This window comes from Massilia sp. YIM B02763 (assembly GCF_030412015.1).
GTDB lineage: Bacteria > Pseudomonadota > Gammaproteobacteria > Burkholderiales > Burkholderiaceae_D > Telluria.
This window is the reverse complement of sequence record NZ_JASNRD010000022.1, coordinates 1-17,465: the sequence shown is the minus strand read 5'-3', so window position 1 is coordinate 17,465 and position 17,465 is coordinate 1. Positions and strand designations below refer to the sequence as shown.

The following is a 17,465-nucleotide window of genomic DNA, read 5'->3' as shown; positions in this document are numbered from 1 at the left end:
TCCATCGATTTGATTGGGACTTGCCTTGAAAAACGCTTTCGCCATTGTAACCCTCTCTGCGCTGCTGTCGGCCTGTGCTGTGGCGCCCAAGCAGCAGCCCGCCCCGGACTCGGACCAACCCCTGCTCGCCGCCGAAGCGCAGCGCAAGGCACAGGCGGGCGAAGCCCCGGACGAGGCCAAGTCGGAGGAAAACATCCCGAACGTCGCCATGACGAGCACCATGATGACCCAGCTGATGCAGGCTGAGATGGCGTTCAAGAATGGCGATTGGCAAGGCCCCTACCTGACCCTGCTGAGCCTGGCCCAGCAGACCCGCGATCCGCGCCTGGCCAAGCGCGCCGCCGAGATGGCGCTGTCGGCCAAGCAGGCCGAGGACGCGCTCGCCGCCGTGCGCCTGTGGCGCGAGTTCTCGCCGCACTCCGAAGAGGCCAGCCAGTACTATCTGGGGCTGGTCATCCTGTCCGACAACCTCGGCGAAGCGGAAAAAATCCTGCAGCAGCGCCTGGCCGAGGCGACGCCCGGCGCGCGCGGCCTCGTGATGTTCCAGATGCAGCAGCTGCTGATGCGCGCCAAGGACAAGGACGCCGGCATCGCGATGATCGAGCGCCTGGTCAAGCCCTACGGCAACACGATGGAAGCGCACGTCGTGCTCGCGCAGACGGCGCTGGCGCGCGGCGCCAAGGCCGATGCCCAGCGCGAGGCGCGCGCCGCCCTGCAGATCAAGCCGGATTCCGAGATCGCCGTGCTGACGCTGGCCCAGGTCAGCGAGGACGACGGCCAGGCCATCGGCATCCTGAAGCAATTCCTCGACGCCCACCCGGATTCGCGCGAAGTACGTACGGCCTATGCGCGCCTGCTCGTCGACAGCAAGCAGTTCGAGGCCGCGCGCCGCGAATTCATCGCGCTGGACAAGGCCCAGCCGGACAATCCCGGCGTCCTGTACGCGCTGGGCGTGCTGTCGATGCAGATGAACGACAACAAGGGCGCGGAAGGCTACCTGACACGCTTCGTCGACGTGATGGAACGCGCGCCGGAAGAGGAGCGCGACGCGTCCAAGGCCGTGCTGATCCTGTCCCAGCTGGCGGAAGAGCGCGGCGACTACCAGGCCGCCCAGGACTGGCTGTCGCGCCTGGACAGCGGCGACGAGAAGATCCAGTTCGGCGCCGAGCTGCGCCGCGCGCAATTGATCGCCAAGGCCGGCGACGTGCCGGGGGCGCGCAAGCACCTGGCCACGCTGCAGACGGAGGACAAGGCCCAGCAAGCCCAGATCCTGCTGGTCGAGGCGCAGATCCTGCGCGACGCCGGCAAGGAGCAGGAAGCCTACCGGCTGATGGAGCAGGGCACGAAACGCTTCCCGGACAATATGGACTTCCTGTACGACTTCGCGCTGACGGCCGAGCGCGTGGGCAAGACGGACGTGATGGAAAAATCGCTGCGCAAGGTGATCGCCAACGCGCCCGACAACCAGCACGCCTACAACGCCCTCGGCTATTCGCTGGCCGACCGCAACGTGCGCCTGAAGGAAGCGCGCCAATTGGTCGAGAAGGCCCTCGGCATGGCGCCGAACGATCCCTTCATCATGGACAGCATGGGCTGGGTGGAATACCGCATGGGCAACCTGGATGCGGCCGAAGCCCAGTTGCGCAAGGCCTATGCCGTGCGCAGCGATCCGGAAATCGCCGTCCACCTGGGCGAAGTGCTGTGGAAGAAGGGCGAGCAGGACGAGGCGCGCAAGCTGTGGCGCGAGGCCCGGACCAAGGATGCGAAGAACGAGGCGCTGAAGACGACGCTGGCGCGCTTGCGTGTGTCCTTATGAAATAATGTAAATCCAGCAACCGGACCGGCGGCTCGTCCGCCGGTTTTTTGTTTCCGACACCGATCCGACGATGCCGAATTACCGTTCACTCCGCCTCCTTCCCATCCTTGCCCTGAGTGCAGTCCTGGCCGGCTGCGCCACCGGCAGCGCCCACCTGTCCAATCCGAACGCCGCCGCCGTCGCCTACCACGACACGATCGACCTGTCCGGCCGCCTGGCCGTGACGTACCAGAAGGAAGGCCAGCCGCAAGGCATCAACGGCAACTTCACCTGGACCCAGCGCCCGGGCCAGATCGACGTCGCCCTGAATTCGCAGCTGGGCCAGACCGTCGCCCGGATCACCGTGACGCCGCAATCGGCCACGCTGACCCAGTCCGGCCATGCCCCGCGCACCGACAAGGACATCGACGGCCTCACGCGCCAGGCGCTGGGGTGGTCGCTGCCCGTGGCCGGCCTGGCCGACTGGCTGCAGGGCTACGCGACGGATGCAAGCGGCAAGCGGCTGGCCGCTTCGCCCGCCAATAACACCGTGTTCACGAACGACGGCTGGAATTTGCGCTTCGCCGAATGGCAGGACGGGCCGAAGGGCTCGAACGGTGCGTTCCCGCGCATTATCCGCGCCTCGCGCAGCGCGACGGCGAACGCGGAAGAGCTGTCGATCAATATCGTCGTGGATCCGGTGGAGTGAACGTGGCGCAATCTTTCCTGCACGACTGTCCGGCTCCGGCCAAGCTGAACCTGTTCCTGCATGTGACGGGCCGGCGTCCGGACGGCTACCACCTGCTGCAATCCGTGTTTCAACTCGTCGACCACGGCGACACGCTGCACTTCGACCTGCGCGGCGACGAACGGATCGTGCGCACGAGCGACGTGCCCGGCGTCCCGCAGGAGCAGGACCTGATCGTGCGCGCCCTCCATGCGCTGCAGGCCGAGTACGAACGGCGCCACGGCCGCCTGCCGCGCGGCATCGACGTCGCCATCGACAAGCGCCTTCCCATGGGCGGCGGCCTGGGCGGCGGCTCGTCCGATGCGGCCACGGCGTTGATGGCCGCGAACCACCTGTGGCAGGCCGGCTTGAGCACGGCGGAACTGATGGCGCTGGGCTTGCCGCTGGGTGCCGACATCCCGTTCTTCCTGTTCGGCGAGACGGCGTTCGCCGAGGGCGTGGGCGAGGAATTGCAGGCGGTGGCGGGGCCGGACGTGTGGTATGTCGTGGTCGAGCCGGGCGTCGCCGTGCCCACCGTTGCAATTTTTACGGCGGACGATTTGACAAGAGATTCGAAACCCATCACAATAGCGGACTTTTCCAGGGGGCAGATCGAATCGCAAGGTTTGATTGGCTTCGGGAAAAATGATTTGCAGGACGTGGCAGCCCGCCTGTTCCCGCCGGTAGCAGAGGCGGTCGAATGGTTGGGGCAGCACGGAGCGGCCAGGATGACTGGTTCCGGAGCGTGTGTGTTTTGCGCGTTTTCCAGCGAGCAGGAAGCCGAGCAGGTACTGAAGCAAGTGCCGGTGCGGTGGAAAGCATGGAAAGCCAAGGCGCTGACGAAACATCCGATGAAAACGCTCTTGCAAATCAACGAGTTGTAGAATAAAATCTTGCCTGTCGATGCGCAACACGATATAATAGTCGGGGGCAGCGACAAGCTGACAAGTTTCAGTGTAGGGGAATCGCCAAGTTGGTTAAGGCACCGGATTTTGATTCCGGCATTCCAAGGTTCGAATCCTTGTTCCCCTGCCAAAGTTTCAATGAGTTTCAATGCCTGAGCTGTTGATGCCAAACGCTCCAGCAGGCAGCAGAAGTGGAGCCGCCGAGAGCGGCCCATTTTTTTTGTGGTTCCGCGTTAGTCTTCTTGCATTAGCGCCTTTTCAAGATTTTTCATTACTCTTCTGGGACTCCCATGGCTTACGAAAACCTGATGGTTTTTACCGGCAATGCCAATCCGGCGCTAGCAGAAGGGGTCGCAAAAAGCCTCGGCATTCCTCTCGGTAAGGCCGTGGTCTCGAAGTTCTCCGACGGCGAAGTCATGGTCGAAATCAACGAGAACGTTCGTGGCAAGGACGTCTTCGTTCTGCAATCGACCTGCGCTCCCACCAACGACAGCCTCATGGAAATCATGCTGATGGTCGACGCTCTCAAGCGCGCATCGGCAGGCCGCATCACCGCGGCGATTCCGTACTTCGGCTATGCCCGCCAGGACCGCCGCCCGCGTTCCGCCCGCGTGGCGATCTCGGCCAAGGTGGTGGCGAACATGCTGCAACAGGCTGGTGTCGAGCGCGTCCTGATCATGGACCTGCACGCTGACCAGATCCAGGGCTTCTTCGACATCCCGGTCGACAATATCTACGCATCGCCGATCCTGCTGGGCGACCTGCAGCGCAAGAACTACGACGACCTGCTGGTCGTGTCGCCGGACGTCGGCGGCGTGGTCCGCGCCCGCGCGCTGGCCAAGCGTCTCGGCTGCGACCTGGCGATCATCGACAAGCGCCGCCCGAAGGCGAACGTGTCGGAAGTCATGAACATCATCGGCGAAGTCGAAGGCCGCAACTGCGTGATCATGGACGACATGGTCGACACCGCCGGCACGCTGTGCAAGGCCGCCGAAGTCCTCAAGGAACGCGGCGCCAAGAAAGTCGTCGCGTACTGCACGCACCCGGTCCTGTCCGGCCCGGCCATCGACCGCATCGCCAGCTCGCCGCTGGACGAACTGGTCGTGACCGACACGATCCCGCTGAGCCCGGCTGGCCAGGCTTGCGGCAAGATCCGCCAGCTGACCTCGGCACCGCTGCTGGCCGAAACCTTCAAGCGTATCGTGAAGGGTGACTCGGTCATCTCGCTGTTCGTCGACTAAATATTAAGGCGTCGTCCCCGCGCAGGCGGGGATCCAATGTTGCAAGCGTCATCGAAACGCATGCAGAACTTGGATCCCCGCCTGCGCGGGGAGTCGTTTTCGGCAATGCCGAGAACGACGTTTAGGCATTTCTTGAGCGCGCGAGCGCTCTTTTCACGGAAGTCCCTGGTCGCGGGGACCTCCAAACCCGGGCTACCGGGCCGGTTCAAGCCGGCATTCGGGCCCATTACTCTTGGAGTATCACATGAAAGTAGTCGCATTTGCCCGTACGCTGCAGGGGACCGGAGCGAGCCGCCGCCTGCGCAAAGCTGGCCAGACCCCGGGCATCATCTACGGTGGCACCGCCGCCCCGGAACTGATCGCCCTGGACGGTAACGCCCTGTACCACTCGCTGAAAAAAGAAGCATTCCACGGTTCGATCCTGGACCTGGAAATCGACGGCAAGGCACAAAAAGTCCTGCTGCGCGACTTCCAGATGCACGCATACAAGCAACTGGTCCTGCACGCTGATTTCCAGCGCGTCGACGCTTCGCAGCCGATCCACACCAAGGTCACCCTGCACTTCGTCAACGCCGAGATCTCGCCGGCCGTCAAGCTGAGCAGCGCCGTCGTGTCGCACGTCCTGAACGAACTGGAAGTGTCCTGCCTGCCGGGCCAACTGCCGGAGTTCATCAATGTCGACCTGTCGAAGCTGGAAGCCGGTGCGTCGATCCACGTGTCCGACCTGCAACTGCCGGAAGGCGTGACCGCCCTGACCCACGGCCAGAACCTGACCGTCGCCACCGCTTCGGTGCCGCCGGGCGCGGCTGCTGCCGAAACCGCTGCAGAGTAATTCCTGCATTGCCGCCCGGCTTGCCGGGCAGTGCACGAAAACCCGTCGCGACGCGAGTCCGGCGGGTTTTTTGTTGCCTCTTTAGATCAAGCCCAGCGTCAATCCCTTGAGCGTGGCCGCCGCCCGCGTCGAGCAAGCAAGAGGAGGGCGGGCGCCGGGATATCGCGATCCCGTCGTTTCCGCGATAATCTGGTTTTACGTACAGATTGCTCGCCCCATGCACATCCGCCTGATCGTCGGCCTCGGCAACCCCGGCCCGGAATACGAACAAACCCGCCACAACGCCGGTTTCTGGCTCGTCGACAACCTCGCCCGTTCGCTGTCCGGCTGCCACCTGCAGCGCGAGTCGCGCTTCAACGGCATGGTGGCCAAGACGTCGATCGGCGGCCACGACACCTGGCTGCTGGAGCCGTTGACCTTCATGAACCGCTCGGGCCAGTCGGTCGGCGCGCTGGCGCGCTTCTTCAAGATCGCGCCCGAGGAGATCCTCGTCGTCCACGACGAGCTCGACCTGCCGCCGGGTGCGGCCAAGCTCAAGCGCGGCGGTTCGTCCGGCGGCCACAACGGCCTGAAGGACATCACGTCCGCCCTCGGCACCCAGGACTACTGGCGCCTGCGCCTGGGCATCGGCCACCCGCGCACGCTGAACCTGCAGCAAGCCGTCGCCGACTTCGTGCTGCACCGTCCCCGCCGCGAGGAACAGGCCCTGATCGAGGAAGCCATCGACAAGGCGCTGCGCATCATCCCGATGGTGTGCGAGGGCAAGATGAATGCGGCGACGATGCAGCTGCATACGGACTGAATCGGGTCAGAGCAGCCCGCGCGCCAGCGCCTTCAAGGTCATCGCGGGGCGCGACGTCGAGTCCAGCTTGTCGAAGATATTGTCGACGTGCATGCGCACGCTGGCCGGGCTGATGCGCAAGGCGCGCGCCGCCTCGCGGCTCGTTTCTCCCTGGCTGATGTGGCGCAGCACTTCGATTTCGCGTTCCGTGAACTGGCTGCTGCGGCGCGGGACCGGCGGCGCCGTGGCGCGCGCGGCGGCAATCACGGCTTCCGTCGCGCGCCGGTCGAAGCGGCCAGCGGCCGCTTGCGCCGTCATCAAGGTGGCGGCGGCGGCCTCGCCATGCGCCGGACGCCAAGGACGCGGCGAGCACATGGCCGTGAAGGCCGCGGCGGCGGCCAGCATGCGTTCCTGCATTCCCATCGCTTCGCCGCGCGCCTTGCGGAAATAGCCGCTGCCATCGAGCCGTTCGTAGGCGAAGGAGCCGAGCGTCGCTTCCTCCTGGATCGCCGGCACCTGGTTGCCCGCGCGCGCCGTCCAGAACGGCACCTTGCGTACTTGCTCCCAGTCGCGGGTATCGAGCTTGCCCGGGCGTTCCCACACGATATTGGGCACGGCCACGCGGCCGATGCCGTGCAGCAGGGCGGCGCGTCCCAGCGGCCGCTCCTCCAGCGGCAGCATGCCGGCCAGCGCCGCGCCGCGCCGCGCCAGGGCCGCCACGCGGCGCGAATAGCCGGTCAGCCAGGGCAATTTCAGTTCGATGACGTCGGACACGATGGTCAAGGGCACGCGCCGGTCGTGGCCCGCGTAGTCGGCGGCGCAGGACGGCTCCTCGAGCGCGTCGAGCCAGGCCTGGGCATGGGGTGCGATACGCTGCACCAGCGAGGCCGGGTATTTGACGCCGGCGCGTTCGCCGATCAGCTTCAGGGCACCGGCCGTGCCGTGCGACGGCGCCAGCACTTCCAGGTCGCCGGCCAGGCGCACATAAAACACGGCGCGCGGGATGGCGGGGGAGAACAGCGCGTCCTGCATGTCGCCGCGGTGGTGGCTGCCGAACAGGTGGCGCAGGCTTTCTTCCACGTCGGCGGGCAGGGCGAGCAGGGCGGCGATGTCGCCCGCCACCTCGCACTGCATCTGCGCCAGCGGCATGACGTTGGAAAAATTCAGGTTGTTGTCGCTCGGCAGGGTGCGCGTGACCATCGCGAGGCGCCCGCCGACGTCGTCGCCCAGCAATTGCGAGAACCCGACGGCCGTCGCCGTGCTGCCGGACCAGCGCAGCAGCGCGACCATGCGCGTGCTCGTGCAGGCGAGGGCGCCGTCGCCGTTTTCCTCGGCCAGGCGCGCAGCCAAACGTGCCGTGCGGATCGAGTGATCGGGCGGCAGGCCCATGCTGAGGTCGCCCACCATGGCGAGCACCTGCACGGCATCTTCGACGGTGATGGTTTCATCGGATTGCATGGCCCTAATGTAATGGTCATTGTCAACCTGTACAAGGCGCACGGTTGGGTTCCTGGGGGCACGGACGAAAAAAAGCCCGCGCGTGGCGGGATTTTTCGCATGTTCACGCGGCTGCGGTGCGCAGCAGCATGTCGTTCATGCGGCGCCGTCCGGTGCGCCCGCGCTATCTGCGTGGTGCGGACCGTCCGGCGCCTGGCGCGTCCGGCGCGCCCACGCTATCTGCGTGGTGCAGGCCGTCCCGCGCCTGGCGATCAGATCGCGCGGATGTTGCTGGCCTTCTCGCCCTTGGGGCTCGGCGCGCGTTCGAACGACACGCGCTGGTTCTCGGACAGGCTCTTGAAGCCGTCCGACTGGATGTCCTTGAAGTGCGCGAACAAGTCGCCGCCGCCCGCATCGGGAGCGATGAAGCCGAAGCCCTTGGAATCGTTGAACCATTTAACGGTGCCGGTTTGGATAGCCATTGAAATACCTTTGAAGTGGGTGAGGGCGAATGTGCCCGGAATGCACATGCAATCAAGAGATACCAGCAATGAGAATCAAACAGGAATGCCGTGAAGGCGAGACGGGAGAGAGACCAGCAAGAAAGCGACTTGATGTAGTGCGAGGACCAATATACAGGCCTTCCGCCGAATCGCCTAAGGAATTCGTGGTTTTATTTTTCTTGTTGTGCAGGCAAGCCGGTCCGGGCGCGAGCGCACGACGCAACGGTGGCGGTTTATAGTGCGATCATGCCAACCCCATCGCTGCCATGACGATCCGTATCCGCCGCTACCGCGACACCGACCGCAAGGCCGTGCTGGCCGCCTTCCGCACCAACGTCCCGGACCACTTTCCCGCATCGGAAGAAGCCTGGCTGCGCTCCTGCCTCGACGAGCCGGACGGTCCGTTGTTCGTCGTCGTGCGCGATGGCGAACTGGTCGGCTTCGGTGGCTACGAACTGTCCGAATTCTACGACCTGGCCACCCTCGTGTTCGGCCTGGTGCGCGCCGATTGCCACGGCACGGGCATCGGCCGCGCCCTGCTCGACTACCGTTTGCTGCACATGGCCAAGCGCAAGCTGCGTCCGCGCTGGGTCACGGTCGATACGCACCCGCACACGGCCGGCTTCTTCCGCCGCTGCGGTTTCGAGGACATCGCGCGCTGGCCCGGCGGCTACCGCTCGGGGCGCGACCGGGTCGATTTGCGCTTCGAATTGAGCGATGCGGCGCTGGCGCTTCTCCGCGAGCGCGCCGGCACACGCTGAGCCCAGCGGCCAGGACCTGGCGCCAGTCCCCGGCCGCTAGCCCTGCACCACGATCTGGCTGCGCAAGTCGCGCACGATGCGCTCCAGCACCGGCTGCATGGCGCGGTGGTCGGCCGGCGTGCAGGTGGCGCTGCCGTGGCGGAAGGTCAGGCGCCGCTTGACGGTCACCGCATTGCCCGCGCGCGCATAACTGGCGCGGTAGAAGATGCCGCCGTTCATGGCGTTCACCGGCGGCGGCAGCGACAGGATGCGCACCCCCTTTGGCAGGCGGAAGCGCATCTCGTCCTCCGCATCGACGGCCGGGCAGACGAAATCCTGGTGCCGCTCCCGTTCCCGGACCATGCCCGCGACGGCATCGTCGACGACACTCCAGGCCGGGTAGGTCGTGGCCAGCGCGCCCGGACCGGGCAGGTCGACGAACTGGTCGCCGCTGCCGGTGACGGCCATGCTGTAGTCGTCGCCGTTGCCATCGACGGTGCCCGCATCGAACACGCCGCGCGCCTTGCGCCCCATGCCCTGCAGCATGCGCTCGGCAAACCGTTCCCGCTCGGCCGGACGCGCATCGCGCACGGCCTTGCGCAGCGGCTCGGCCAGGGCGCCGGAGACGCTGCGTTCGACGCGGAAACTGCCGCGCCCGTCGCGCCCGATGTCGACGGTGGCCAGGGCCCGGATCCGCTGCGGCTGCAGCATGGGCGTCATCGCGAAACCGCCCGTCTTGAGCAGCAGCACGGGCTTGCCCAGCACGCTGGCCGGCAAATAGCCGGCCGCCGCCGTATCCGCCGTCGGGTCGAGGAACAGGTCCAGGCCGGGCACGTAGGTGATCATGTGATTGAACACGCCCAGCGTGGGCGCATCCGGCAATCGATAGGCGTTGCCGCTGTTGACGAGGGCCCCGCCGCTGTCGATGCCGAGCGACGCCAGCAGCGCCTCGAGCAGCACCGCGTGGTCCTTGCAGTCGCCGTAGCGGTTGTCGAGCACGACGGACGCCGGATGCGGCACCACGCCCCCCGCCCCGATGTACACGCCCACGTAGCGGACATTCCTGCGCACCCAGTCCGACAGCGCCAGCACGCGCGCGCGCGTGTCCGGCAGCCCGGCCGTGAGCTGGCGCGCCAGCGCGGCGATGGCGGGCGAGGGCGCAGCCCGGCCGGCGGCACTGCTGCGAAAGGCCGCCGCGAAGGCCGGGTAGCCGGAAAACGTCGACACGGCCAGGCGCTTGCCGTAGTCCAGCGGGCTGACCGAATCGGCCTCGATGCGACCTTCGTCGCCACCGACCTGGCTGTCCTGGTAGCGCCACTGGTAGCGCCGAATGCCGGGCGGGGGCGGGACGCTGCCGGCGACCGGCACGAAGCCGACCGCGTCCGCATGCAGGGGCAGCGCGGCGGGCATGTCGTAGATCAGCAGGAAGTTGCGGTTGAGGTAGGCGGGCGCCGGCGCCAGGTCTTCGAAGTGGCCGGGAAACAGCGGCGTCGCGCGCCGCAATACGTAGCGCAGGGCCAGGCGGTCGCCCACGGCCACCTCCGGGAACACGACGACTTTCACGCGCGTGTCCTGGAAGAGCGGGGCGTCGCTCGACGCGGCTTCCTGCTGGTCCTTGACCTGGCCTGGCAGCACGGGCACGCGGCGGCCGTCCGGCTTGAGCGTCCAGGCTTCCAGCGATTCGATCGCATCGAGCGTGTTGTTGTAACTGATGGCGTACTGTCCATGGGCCTGGATGGCGCGCGCCTCGACGATGGTTTCCAGATGATCGACCCTCAGGCGGTAGGCGCCGCCCGGCTCGACGGCATAGTGCTGCACATGGTGCTCGACGACGACGGCCGGATCAGTTCCCGCATCGCTGCCGCTGCCACGCGCCAGCACGCAGCCGCAGGCCAGCGCCAGCACGAGAAACAGGAACAAGCATGATGCGACGGCACAATGTCGAGCAAGCATGTGGGCTCCGGATGCGAGGGCAACCGAGCCATCTTACGAAAGCGCAAGCTTCTACCGTTGAGCTAACGCAAGCGTGCTGGACTGCCCGATGTGGCCCGCGACGCGTTACGCCAGGCGGTACGGCATGTGCACTTGTCCGTGGCGCGGCAGGAGCCGAGGCATCCTGCGATAATTTCCGGATGAGCGATCTGACTTTCCACGCGGGCCCGCGCGCCCTCGAACGCATCCGCGCGCACGGCTTGCGCGCCGCCGACATCGCCGTCGTCCCGGCCGCGGCCGGCGGTCCGAAGGGGCTGCTGTTCCGCGCGCTCGACGGGTGGCTGTTCGGCACGTGGTTTCCCACCGCGCCGCGCGAGCGCATCCTGATCGGCTCCTCGATCGGCGCCTGGCGCATGGCGGCCGCCTGCCAGCGCGATCCCGTGCGCGCATTCACGCGCCTGGGCGAGCTGTACAGCGGCCAGCGCTACACGAGCACCAAGCCGAGCCAGCAGCAGATCGACGAGGTCGTGCAGGGCCTGCTGAAGGAATTCGTGCGCGGCCACGAGGACGACATCGTCGGCCACCCGCACTACCGCCTGCAGGTACTGGCCGTGCGCGGCAAGCGCGCGCTGGCGGCGCCCGGCCACCGCCATGCCGAGCTGCGCGGCTTTGCGGCGGCCGCCCTGCACAACCTGTTTTCGCGCGACAAGCTGGCGCTGCTGATGGACCGCGTGGTGATCGGCGACCGCCGCGCCGACGCACCCTGGCTCAGCGACGCCTTCGACCGTTTCGACACGCATTTCGCGCCGCTGACGCAAGACAACCTGGCCGCCAGCCTGCTGGCCTCGGGCACGCTGCCGATGCTGATGCAGCCCGTGCGCGACATTCCCGGCGCCCCGCCCGGCCACTACTGGGATGGCGGCATCATCGACTACAACCTGGCGCTGCCGTACGCGCGCATCGCGGAACGCGAGCCCGGCGCCATCGTGCTGTATCCGCATTTTTCCGAACACATCGTGCCGGGGTGGCTGGACAAAGCCATGCCATGGCGCCGCGCCGCGCGCGGGCCGAACCGCGGCTGGCTGGACAATGTGCTGGTGGTGGCGCCGAGCCGGGAATTCCTGGGCAAGCTGCCGCGCGGGAAGATCATCGACCGCAGCGATTTCCAGTTCTACGGCCTGAACCACGACGCCCGCATCCAGGCCTGGCGCCGGGCCATGGACGAGGGGGAACGCCTGCGCGATGCGTTCGCCGCCTTCGTGGAAAAGCCGGACGTCGGCCTGATCCGTCCGCTTTAAGCGACGTTGCCGGGGCGATAATCCGGCAACATCACCGCATTTCGGGGCGGATTGCAGTCTTCGGCGGCGAGCGCGGGTACAATACGGGGTTTCGACATTCTTCCCCGAAAGCGTTCCCATGAGTCTCAAATGCGGCATCGTCGGCCTGCCCAACGTCGGCAAGTCCACCCTGTTCAACGCCCTGACCAAGGCCGGCATCCCGGCTGAAAACTACCCGTTCTGCACCATCGAGCCGAACGTCGGCGTCGTCGAGGTGCCGGATCCGCGCATCGACCAGCTGGCCGAGATCGTCAAGCCGGAGCGCGTCGTGAAAGCCATCGTCGAGTTCGTCGACATCGCGGGCCTGGTGGCCGGCGCGTCGAAGGGCGAGGGCCTGGGCAACCAGTTCCTGTCGCACATCCGCGAAACGGACGCCATCGTCAACGTCGTGCGCTGCTTCGAAGACCCGAACGTGATCCACGTGGCCGGCAAGGTCAGCCCGATCGACGACATCGAAGTCATCCAGACCGAACTGGCGCTTGCCGACATGGGCACCGCCGAGAAAGTCCTGCACCGCGAGCAGAAGAAGGCGCGCGCCGGCGACAAGGACGCGATCAAGCTGGTCGCGATCCTGGAAAAGATGCTGCCGCACCTGAACGAAGGCCAACCGATCCGCACCCTGGGCCTGGACGCCGACCAGATGGAACTGATCAAGGGCCTGCACCTGATTACCGCAAAACCGGCGATGTTCGTCGCCAACGTCTCGGAAAGCGGCTTCACCGACAATCCGCTGCTGGACCAGCTGACCGAGTTCGCCAACAAGCAGAACGCCCCGATCGTCGCCATCTCGGCCGCCATCGAATCGGAAATCGCCAACCTGGACGACGCCGACAAGCTCGAATTCCTGGCCGACCTGGGCATGGAAGAGCCGGGCCTGGACCGCCTGATCCGCGCCGCCTTCAAGCTCCTGGGCCTGCAGACCTACTTCACCGCCGGCGTGAAGGAAGTACGCGCCTGGACCGTGCCGATCGGCGCCACCGCCCCGCAGGCGGCCGGCGTGATCCACACCGACTTCGAACGCGGCTTCATCCGCGCCCAGACCATCTCCTTCGACGACTACATCGCCTACAAGGGCGAGAGCGGCGCGAAGGAAGCGGGCAAGATGCGCGCGGAAGGCAAGGAATACATCGTCAAGGATGGGGATGTGCTGAACTTCCTGTTCAACGTCTAAGCAACGCAGCAGCTCGGAATCCTGTGGATTCTAACGGCAACGAAACCCCGGCGCCGCCCTTGGCGCCGGGGTTTTTTCATGCGGGTCCAATCACTTCTTTATTCCGTATGCATCAGTGCCGCGCCGTCGAATGCACCCAGCAGATCCTCAACCTGTACGATGGCATGGCCGCCGAGCTGCGCGCACGGCATCCGCGTCTGCGCGTGCTCGTCAATGCGGGCAAGCCCGATGGGGCCTTCACCACGCTTGAATCGGTTATCGTGACGGCATGACGACCACGCTCCTGCTCGCCCTCATCCCCATCGCTGTCCTGATCGCCCTGGGCAGCTGGCTGCGCCGCACCCGCTTCATCGACGACGCGTTCTGGCCCCACGCGGAAAAACTGGGCTACTACGTGCTGCTGCCCTCGCTGTTCCTGCACGGCCTGGCGACGGCGCACCTGGACGGGCTGCCTGTCGCGGCGATGGCGGCGACCCTCGTCTGTTCGACGCTGCTGGTGGCCGCGCTGCTGGTCGCCGCGCGGCGCTGGCTGCCCGTCGACGATGCCGCCTTCACCTCCGTGTTCCAGGGCGGCGTGCGCTTCAATAACTATGTGGGCGTGTCCGCTGCCGCCGGCATCTGGGGCGCGCAGGGCGTGGCGCTGGCGGCGGTCGGCAATGCGGCCATCGTCCCGACCGTGAATGTGCTGTGCGTGCTGGTGTTCTCGCGCTACGGCAGCAAAGGCAGGCCCTCGCTGCCCGCCGTGCTGCGCCAGCTGGCCGCCAATCCGCTGGTCGTCGCCTGTGTCGCCGGCATCCTGCTGCACGCGACGGGGATCGGCTTGCCGGCGCCCGTCGAGCCCGTGTTCAAGGCGCTGGGCCAGGCATCGCTGCCGCTGGGCCTCTTGTGCGTGGGCGCCGCGCTGGACTTTTCCGCGGTGCGCAGCTGGATGCGTCCCGTGGGCCTGTCCTCGGTGGCGAAGTTCGCGCTGATGCCGCTGGCGACGCTGGCCGCCTGCCACGTCTTCGGCCTGCACGGCCCGGCAGCGCTGGCCGCGCTGCTGTTCCAGTCGCTGCCGACGGCGTCGTCCTCCTACATCATGGCGCGCCAGCTCGGGGGCGATGCTCCCTTGATGGCGGGGATCATCGCGGTGCAGACGCTGGTGGCGGGGGTGGCGATGCCCTTGTCGTTGCTGGGATTGGCGGGCTTGCTCTAGCGCCCCACGATCAACCCAACGATCACGACGGGAATGCACAACCACGCCGCCAGCAACAGCCGCGCCGTCCACCTGACGGAGACGACGACGCGCCCCGGCAATGCCTTCCGGTGCCGATCGTAGGCCACCAGCGCCATCCCGGCCGCGAGGCACACTGCCAGCAACACCATGTTGCCGCCGCGGCCGAACGGGTACACGAGCGTCGCGCCATCCATCGCCGTCGTGCCCGACATCGACATCCATAGCAGCGTGAAGCCGGACCATGCGAGGCCGACGATGCCCAGGGGCTTCTTGAGCGTCGCGTCTTCCAGGTAGCACAGGGCCAGGCCCAGCATGCCGTAGGTCCACGGCACCATGAACATCAGGTCGCCAGGACTAATGTCGCCGCAGTCGCATGGGCCGAACAGCGGAGCGCTGCCCAGGATGACGACGACAAGCGCCAGCAGCATGGGCATATTGCACACCGTCCGCCAGCCATTGTCCGGTGCCTTGATGGTGTCGTGCATGGTTCTTCGCTCCTCGTTGATGTGCTTCAGCATTGATGAGGCCGGAGTGTGCAGCGGGATTGACGACATGGCACGCAGTGTTTCTCGCAGGCAGGGTGGTGCCACCGGGCGGCGCGCCAGACGATACCGCCGCGCCGCATGCATGTCACACAGCCGTTAAATTCCTGTCATCAACGTGAAATATGCGTCCCCTATCCTCCTGCGGATTCCGTGCCGAACGAGCCCGGCCCCCACCGACCATCTGGAGAGATGACGCATGACTTCGAATACCGACCTGTCCCGCCGCCGTATGCTTCGCCTGTTCGGCGCCACCCCGATGCTGCCGCTCGGCGCCGGCGGCGTTGCCGCACTGCTCACCGCGTGCGGCGGCGGCGATGACGATCCGGTCGCACCGCCGGTCAGCACCAACCCGACGCCGCCGGCCGTGACGCTGGCGAGCGTGTCGTTCGGCGCGATGAACGCCCCGAGCCTGGCAGAGGCCGCCAACATGGCCAAGACCTATGTCGCATCGAACATGACGGTCAACTTCAGCGATTCGAGCAAGGTCGACTTCAAGCTGTCGTACCAGCCCTTCTTCGTCACCGGCGACATGGTCCCGGACGGCAAGGGCGGCACCATCCTGGCCGGCGGCTACTACGACATCAACAACAAGCCGATCATCGACACCACCGTGGCCGGCAAGGAGCGCCAGTTCTTCTCGGATTCGCCGGACGGCACCTCGCTGCTGACCGTGCCGAACGCCAAGGTCGACGGCGTCAAGGGCAACCCGGTGTTCGCCGTGGTGCAGTTCGAGTACACCACCTGGGCGCAGGACGGCAAGACCGATATGTACGGCAAGCTGCCGTCGCCGATCGCCGTGCTGACCCTGGACCAGGACAAGACCACCGGTAAGCTCAGCCTCGTGAAGTACCACAACGTCGACACCTCCAGCGTGAACGGCCTGTGGATCACCTGCGGCGCCAGCCTGTCGCCGTGGGGCACCCACCTGTCGAGCGAAGAGTACGAGCCGAACGCCTACCTGGCTTCGACCGATGCCCAGTTCAAGGGCTATAGCAAGAGCCTGTACGGCGACGAAACCCGCGCCAATCCGTACAACTACGGCCACCTGCCGGAAATCACCGTCAACCCGGACGGCACCGGCAGCATCAAGAAGCACTACTGCATGGGCCGCATCTCGCACGAGCTGGTGCAGGTCATGGGCGACAACCGCACCGTGCTGATGGGCGACGACGCCACCAACGCCGGCTACTTCGTCTTCGTCGCGGACAAGGAAAAAGACCTGTCCTCGGGCACCCTGTACGTGGCCAAGGTCGGTGCCGGCTTCTCGCTGGACCCGGCCGCCACCGCCGCGCCGCTCACCTGGATCAAGCTCGGCTCGGCCACCAGCGCCGAGATCCGTTCGCTGGCCGCGTCGCTCAAGCCAGCCGACATCATGGACGTCAAGACCGCCGATCCGGCCGACGCCACCTACACCAAGGTCGCCGCCAACGGCCGCGTCGAGTGGATCAAGGTCAAGCCGGGCATGGAGAAGGCCGCCGCGTTCCTGGAAACCCACCGCTACGCCGCCCTGGTCGGCGGTTCGATGGGCTTCACCAAGATGGAAGGCACCACCGTCAACCTGAAGGACAAGGTCGCCTACTCGGCACTGGCCAACTGCAACGGCTCGATGGTGGCCGGCGCCAGCACGAACGTGCCGGGCAACGGCATCTCGATCCCGAAGGCGTTGACCGCCGGCGCCGTGATGGCGCTGAGCATGAAGGGCGGCCAGAAGGACACCGCGGGCAATGCCATCAACAGCGAGTGGATGCCGGTCGACGTCAAGGCCCTGATCACCGGCGAGGACATCGCCGCGGACGCACTCGGCAACACCGCCAACCCGGACAAGATCGCCAGCCCGGATAACCTGAAGTTCTCGGAAAAGATGCGCACCCTGTTCATCGGCGAGGACAGCGGCAACCACGTCAACAACTTCCTGTGGGCTTACAACGTCGACACCAAGAAGCTGTCGCGCGTGCTGTCGACCCCGGCCGGCGCCGAATCGACGGGCCTGCACGCCGTCGACGACATCAACGGCTGGACCTACATCATGAGCAACTTCCAGCACCCGGGCGACTGGGGCAGCATCCACGCCAAGGTCAAGGACACGCTGGATCCGATGATCCGCACGAACTACAAGGACAAGTTCGGCGCGGCCGTCGGCTACCTGACTGCGGATGTCTCGCAGATCAAGCTGGCGAAGGCCTAAAGCAAACCGTCGTCCCTGCGCAGGCAGGGACCCAATTTGCCTGCGTATCGTTTGCGCATGCAAAATTGGGTCCCCGCCTGCGCGCACTGCTGTCCGGGATAAATAAGGAAGAGCAGCT

General features: G+C 66.3%; 16 protein-coding genes and 1 tRNA gene. 13 read left to right on the top strand and 4 right to left on the bottom strand.

The features are described 5' to 3' along the window. The first annotated feature begins 25 nt into the window (after window positions 1–25). From QPK32_RS22025 to pth, 7 genes are all read left to right on the top strand, one after another. Window positions 26–1,816: a tetratricopeptide repeat protein gene (locus tag QPK32_RS22025; RefSeq protein WP_290414937.1), complete on the top strand. Its 1,791-nt coding sequence runs from the start codon at window positions 26–28 to the stop codon at window positions 1,814–1,816. Window positions 1,817–1,886: 70 nt separating this feature from the next. Further along, entirely contained in the window at window positions 1,887–2,504 is a 618-nt protein-coding gene (locus QPK32_RS22020; RefSeq protein WP_290414936.1) for an outer membrane lipoprotein LolB, read from the top strand. Continuing rightward, window positions 2,501–3,406 carry a 4-(cytidine 5'-diphospho)-2-C-methyl-D-erythritol kinase gene (ispE, locus tag QPK32_RS22015; protein ID WP_374046776.1) on the top strand — a complete coding sequence of 302 codons (906 nt, stop codon included), beginning with the start codon at window positions 2,501–2,503 and terminating at the stop codon, window positions 3,404–3,406. Before QPK32_RS22020 ends, ispE begins: the two co-directional genes overlap by 4 nt. Before the next feature lie 74 nt (window positions 3,407–3,480). Then, a tRNA-Gln gene (locus QPK32_RS22010) sits at window positions 3,481–3,557 on the top strand. 160 nt (window positions 3,558–3,717) lie between these two features. Further along, complete coding sequence (locus tag QPK32_RS22005) at window positions 3,718–4,668, top strand: ribose-phosphate pyrophosphokinase (RefSeq protein ID WP_290414935.1); 951 nt, start codon at window positions 3,718–3,720, stop codon at window positions 4,666–4,668. A gap of 244 nt (window positions 4,669–4,912) precedes the next feature. Further along, window positions 4,913–5,500 carry a 50S ribosomal protein L25/general stress protein Ctc gene (locus QPK32_RS22000; RefSeq protein ID WP_290414934.1) on the top strand — a complete coding sequence of 196 codons (588 nt, stop codon included), beginning with the start codon at window positions 4,913–4,915 and terminating at the stop codon, window positions 5,498–5,500. Window positions 5,501–5,717: 217 nt separating this feature from the next. Next, entirely contained in the window at window positions 5,718–6,302 is a 585-nt protein-coding gene (gene pth / locus QPK32_RS21995) for an aminoacyl-tRNA hydrolase (RefSeq protein ID WP_290414933.1), read from the top strand. A gap of 6 nt (window positions 6,303–6,308) precedes the next feature. Here pth and QPK32_RS21990 read toward each other — a convergent pair whose 3' ends face one another. After that, window positions 6,309–7,739 carry an HD domain-containing phosphohydrolase gene (locus tag QPK32_RS21990; protein ID WP_290414932.1) on the bottom strand — a complete coding sequence of 477 codons (1,431 nt, stop codon included), beginning with the start codon at window positions 7,737–7,739 and terminating at the stop codon, window positions 6,309–6,311. 251 nt (window positions 7,740–7,990) lie between these two features. Next, on the bottom strand, window positions 7,991–8,200 hold the full coding sequence (locus tag QPK32_RS21985; protein WP_290414931.1) for a cold-shock protein: 210 nt from the start codon (window positions 8,198–8,200) through the stop codon (window positions 7,991–7,993). A gap of 287 nt (window positions 8,201–8,487) precedes the next feature. Between QPK32_RS21985 and QPK32_RS21980 the strand changes: the two genes are divergently transcribed. After that, complete coding sequence (locus QPK32_RS21980) at window positions 8,488–8,982, top strand: GNAT family N-acetyltransferase (RefSeq protein ID WP_290414930.1); 495 nt, start codon at window positions 8,488–8,490, stop codon at window positions 8,980–8,982. Window positions 8,983–9,018: 36 nt separating this feature from the next. Here the strand turns inward: QPK32_RS21980 and QPK32_RS21975 are convergent, their stop codons facing one another. Further along, entirely contained in the window at window positions 9,019–10,881 is a 1,863-nt protein-coding gene (locus QPK32_RS21975; RefSeq protein WP_290414929.1) for a DUF3857 domain-containing transglutaminase family protein, read from the bottom strand. 212 nt (window positions 10,882–11,093) lie between these two features. On the opposite strand from QPK32_RS21975, the gene QPK32_RS21970 reads away from it, so the two are divergent. The 4 genes from QPK32_RS21970 (at window position 11,094) to QPK32_RS21955 (ending at window position 14,596) form a co-directional block, all read left to right on the top strand. Further along, window positions 11,094–12,191: a patatin-like phospholipase family protein gene (locus QPK32_RS21970; RefSeq protein ID WP_290414928.1), complete on the top strand. Its 1,098-nt coding sequence runs from the start codon at window positions 11,094–11,096 to the stop codon at window positions 12,189–12,191. A gap of 118 nt (window positions 12,192–12,309) precedes the next feature. Then, the gene (gene ychF / locus QPK32_RS21965) at window positions 12,310–13,401 is read left to right on the top strand and encodes a redox-regulated ATPase YchF (protein WP_290414927.1); all 1,092 of its coding nucleotides are present in this window, start codon (window positions 12,310–12,312) and stop codon (window positions 13,399–13,401) included. Between the two features lie 23 nt (window positions 13,402–13,424). Next, window positions 13,425–13,673, top strand: coding sequence for a hypothetical protein (locus tag QPK32_RS21960; RefSeq protein ID WP_290414926.1), 249 nt, complete (start codon window positions 13,425–13,427; stop codon window positions 13,671–13,673). Continuing rightward, window positions 13,670–14,596, top strand: coding sequence for an AEC family transporter (locus tag QPK32_RS21955; protein WP_290414925.1), 927 nt, complete (start codon window positions 13,670–13,672; stop codon window positions 14,594–14,596). The genes QPK32_RS21960 and QPK32_RS21955 overlap by 4 nt, the downstream gene beginning before the upstream one ends. Here the strand turns inward: QPK32_RS21955 and QPK32_RS21950 are convergent. Continuing rightward, window positions 14,593–15,102 (bottom strand): hypothetical protein, encoded by a 510-nt coding sequence (locus QPK32_RS21950; protein ID WP_290414924.1) that lies wholly within the window; start codon window positions 15,100–15,102, stop codon window positions 14,593–14,595. The genes QPK32_RS21955 and QPK32_RS21950 overlap by 4 nt on opposite strands. A gap of 256 nt (window positions 15,103–15,358) precedes the next feature. Between QPK32_RS21950 and QPK32_RS21945 the strand changes: the two genes are divergently transcribed. Beyond that, a complete protein-coding gene (locus QPK32_RS21945; protein ID WP_290414923.1) occupies window positions 15,359–17,347 on the top strand; it encodes a PhoX family phosphatase in 1,989 nt (662 codons plus the stop codon). Window positions 17,348–17,465 lie beyond the last annotated feature (118 nt).

Bases quoted from the DNA above. Each gene is read 5' to 3' on its own strand.
- QPK32_RS22020 (WP_290414936.1), top strand. From the start codon at position 1,887: ATGCCGAATTACCGTTCACTCCGCCTCCTTCCCATCCTTGCCCTGAGT.
- QPK32_RS22005 (WP_290414935.1), top strand. From the start codon at position 3,718: ATGGCTTACGAAAACCTGATGGTTTTTACCGGCAATGCCAATCCGGCG.
- QPK32_RS22000 (WP_290414934.1), top strand. From the start codon at position 4,913: ATGAAAGTAGTCGCATTTGCCCGTACGCTGCAGGGGACCGGAGCGAGC.
- pth (WP_290414933.1), top strand. From the start codon at position 5,718: ATGCACATCCGCCTGATCGTCGGCCTCGGCAACCCCGGCCCGGAATAC.
- QPK32_RS21990 (WP_290414932.1), bottom strand. From the start codon at position 7,739: ATGCAATCCGATGAAACCATCACCGTCGAAGATGCCGTGCAGGTGCTC.
- QPK32_RS21985 (WP_290414931.1), bottom strand. From the start codon at position 8,200: ATGGCTATCCAAACCGGCACCGTTAAATGGTTCAACGATTCCAAGGGC.
- QPK32_RS21980 (WP_290414930.1), top strand. From the start codon at position 8,488: ATGACGATCCGTATCCGCCGCTACCGCGACACCGACCGCAAGGCCGTG.
- QPK32_RS21970 (WP_290414928.1), top strand. From the start codon at position 11,094: ATGAGCGATCTGACTTTCCACGCGGGCCCGCGCGCCCTCGAACGCATC.
- ychF (WP_290414927.1), top strand. From the start codon at position 12,310: ATGAGTCTCAAATGCGGCATCGTCGGCCTGCCCAACGTCGGCAAGTCC.
- QPK32_RS21955 (WP_290414925.1), top strand. From the start codon at position 13,670: ATGACGACCACGCTCCTGCTCGCCCTCATCCCCATCGCTGTCCTGATC.
- QPK32_RS21950 (WP_290414924.1), bottom strand. From the start codon at position 15,102: ATGCACGACACCATCAAGGCACCGGACAATGGCTGGCGGACGGTGTGC.
- QPK32_RS21945 (WP_290414923.1), top strand. From the start codon at position 15,359: ATGACTTCGAATACCGACCTGTCCCGCCGCCGTATGCTTCGCCTGTTC.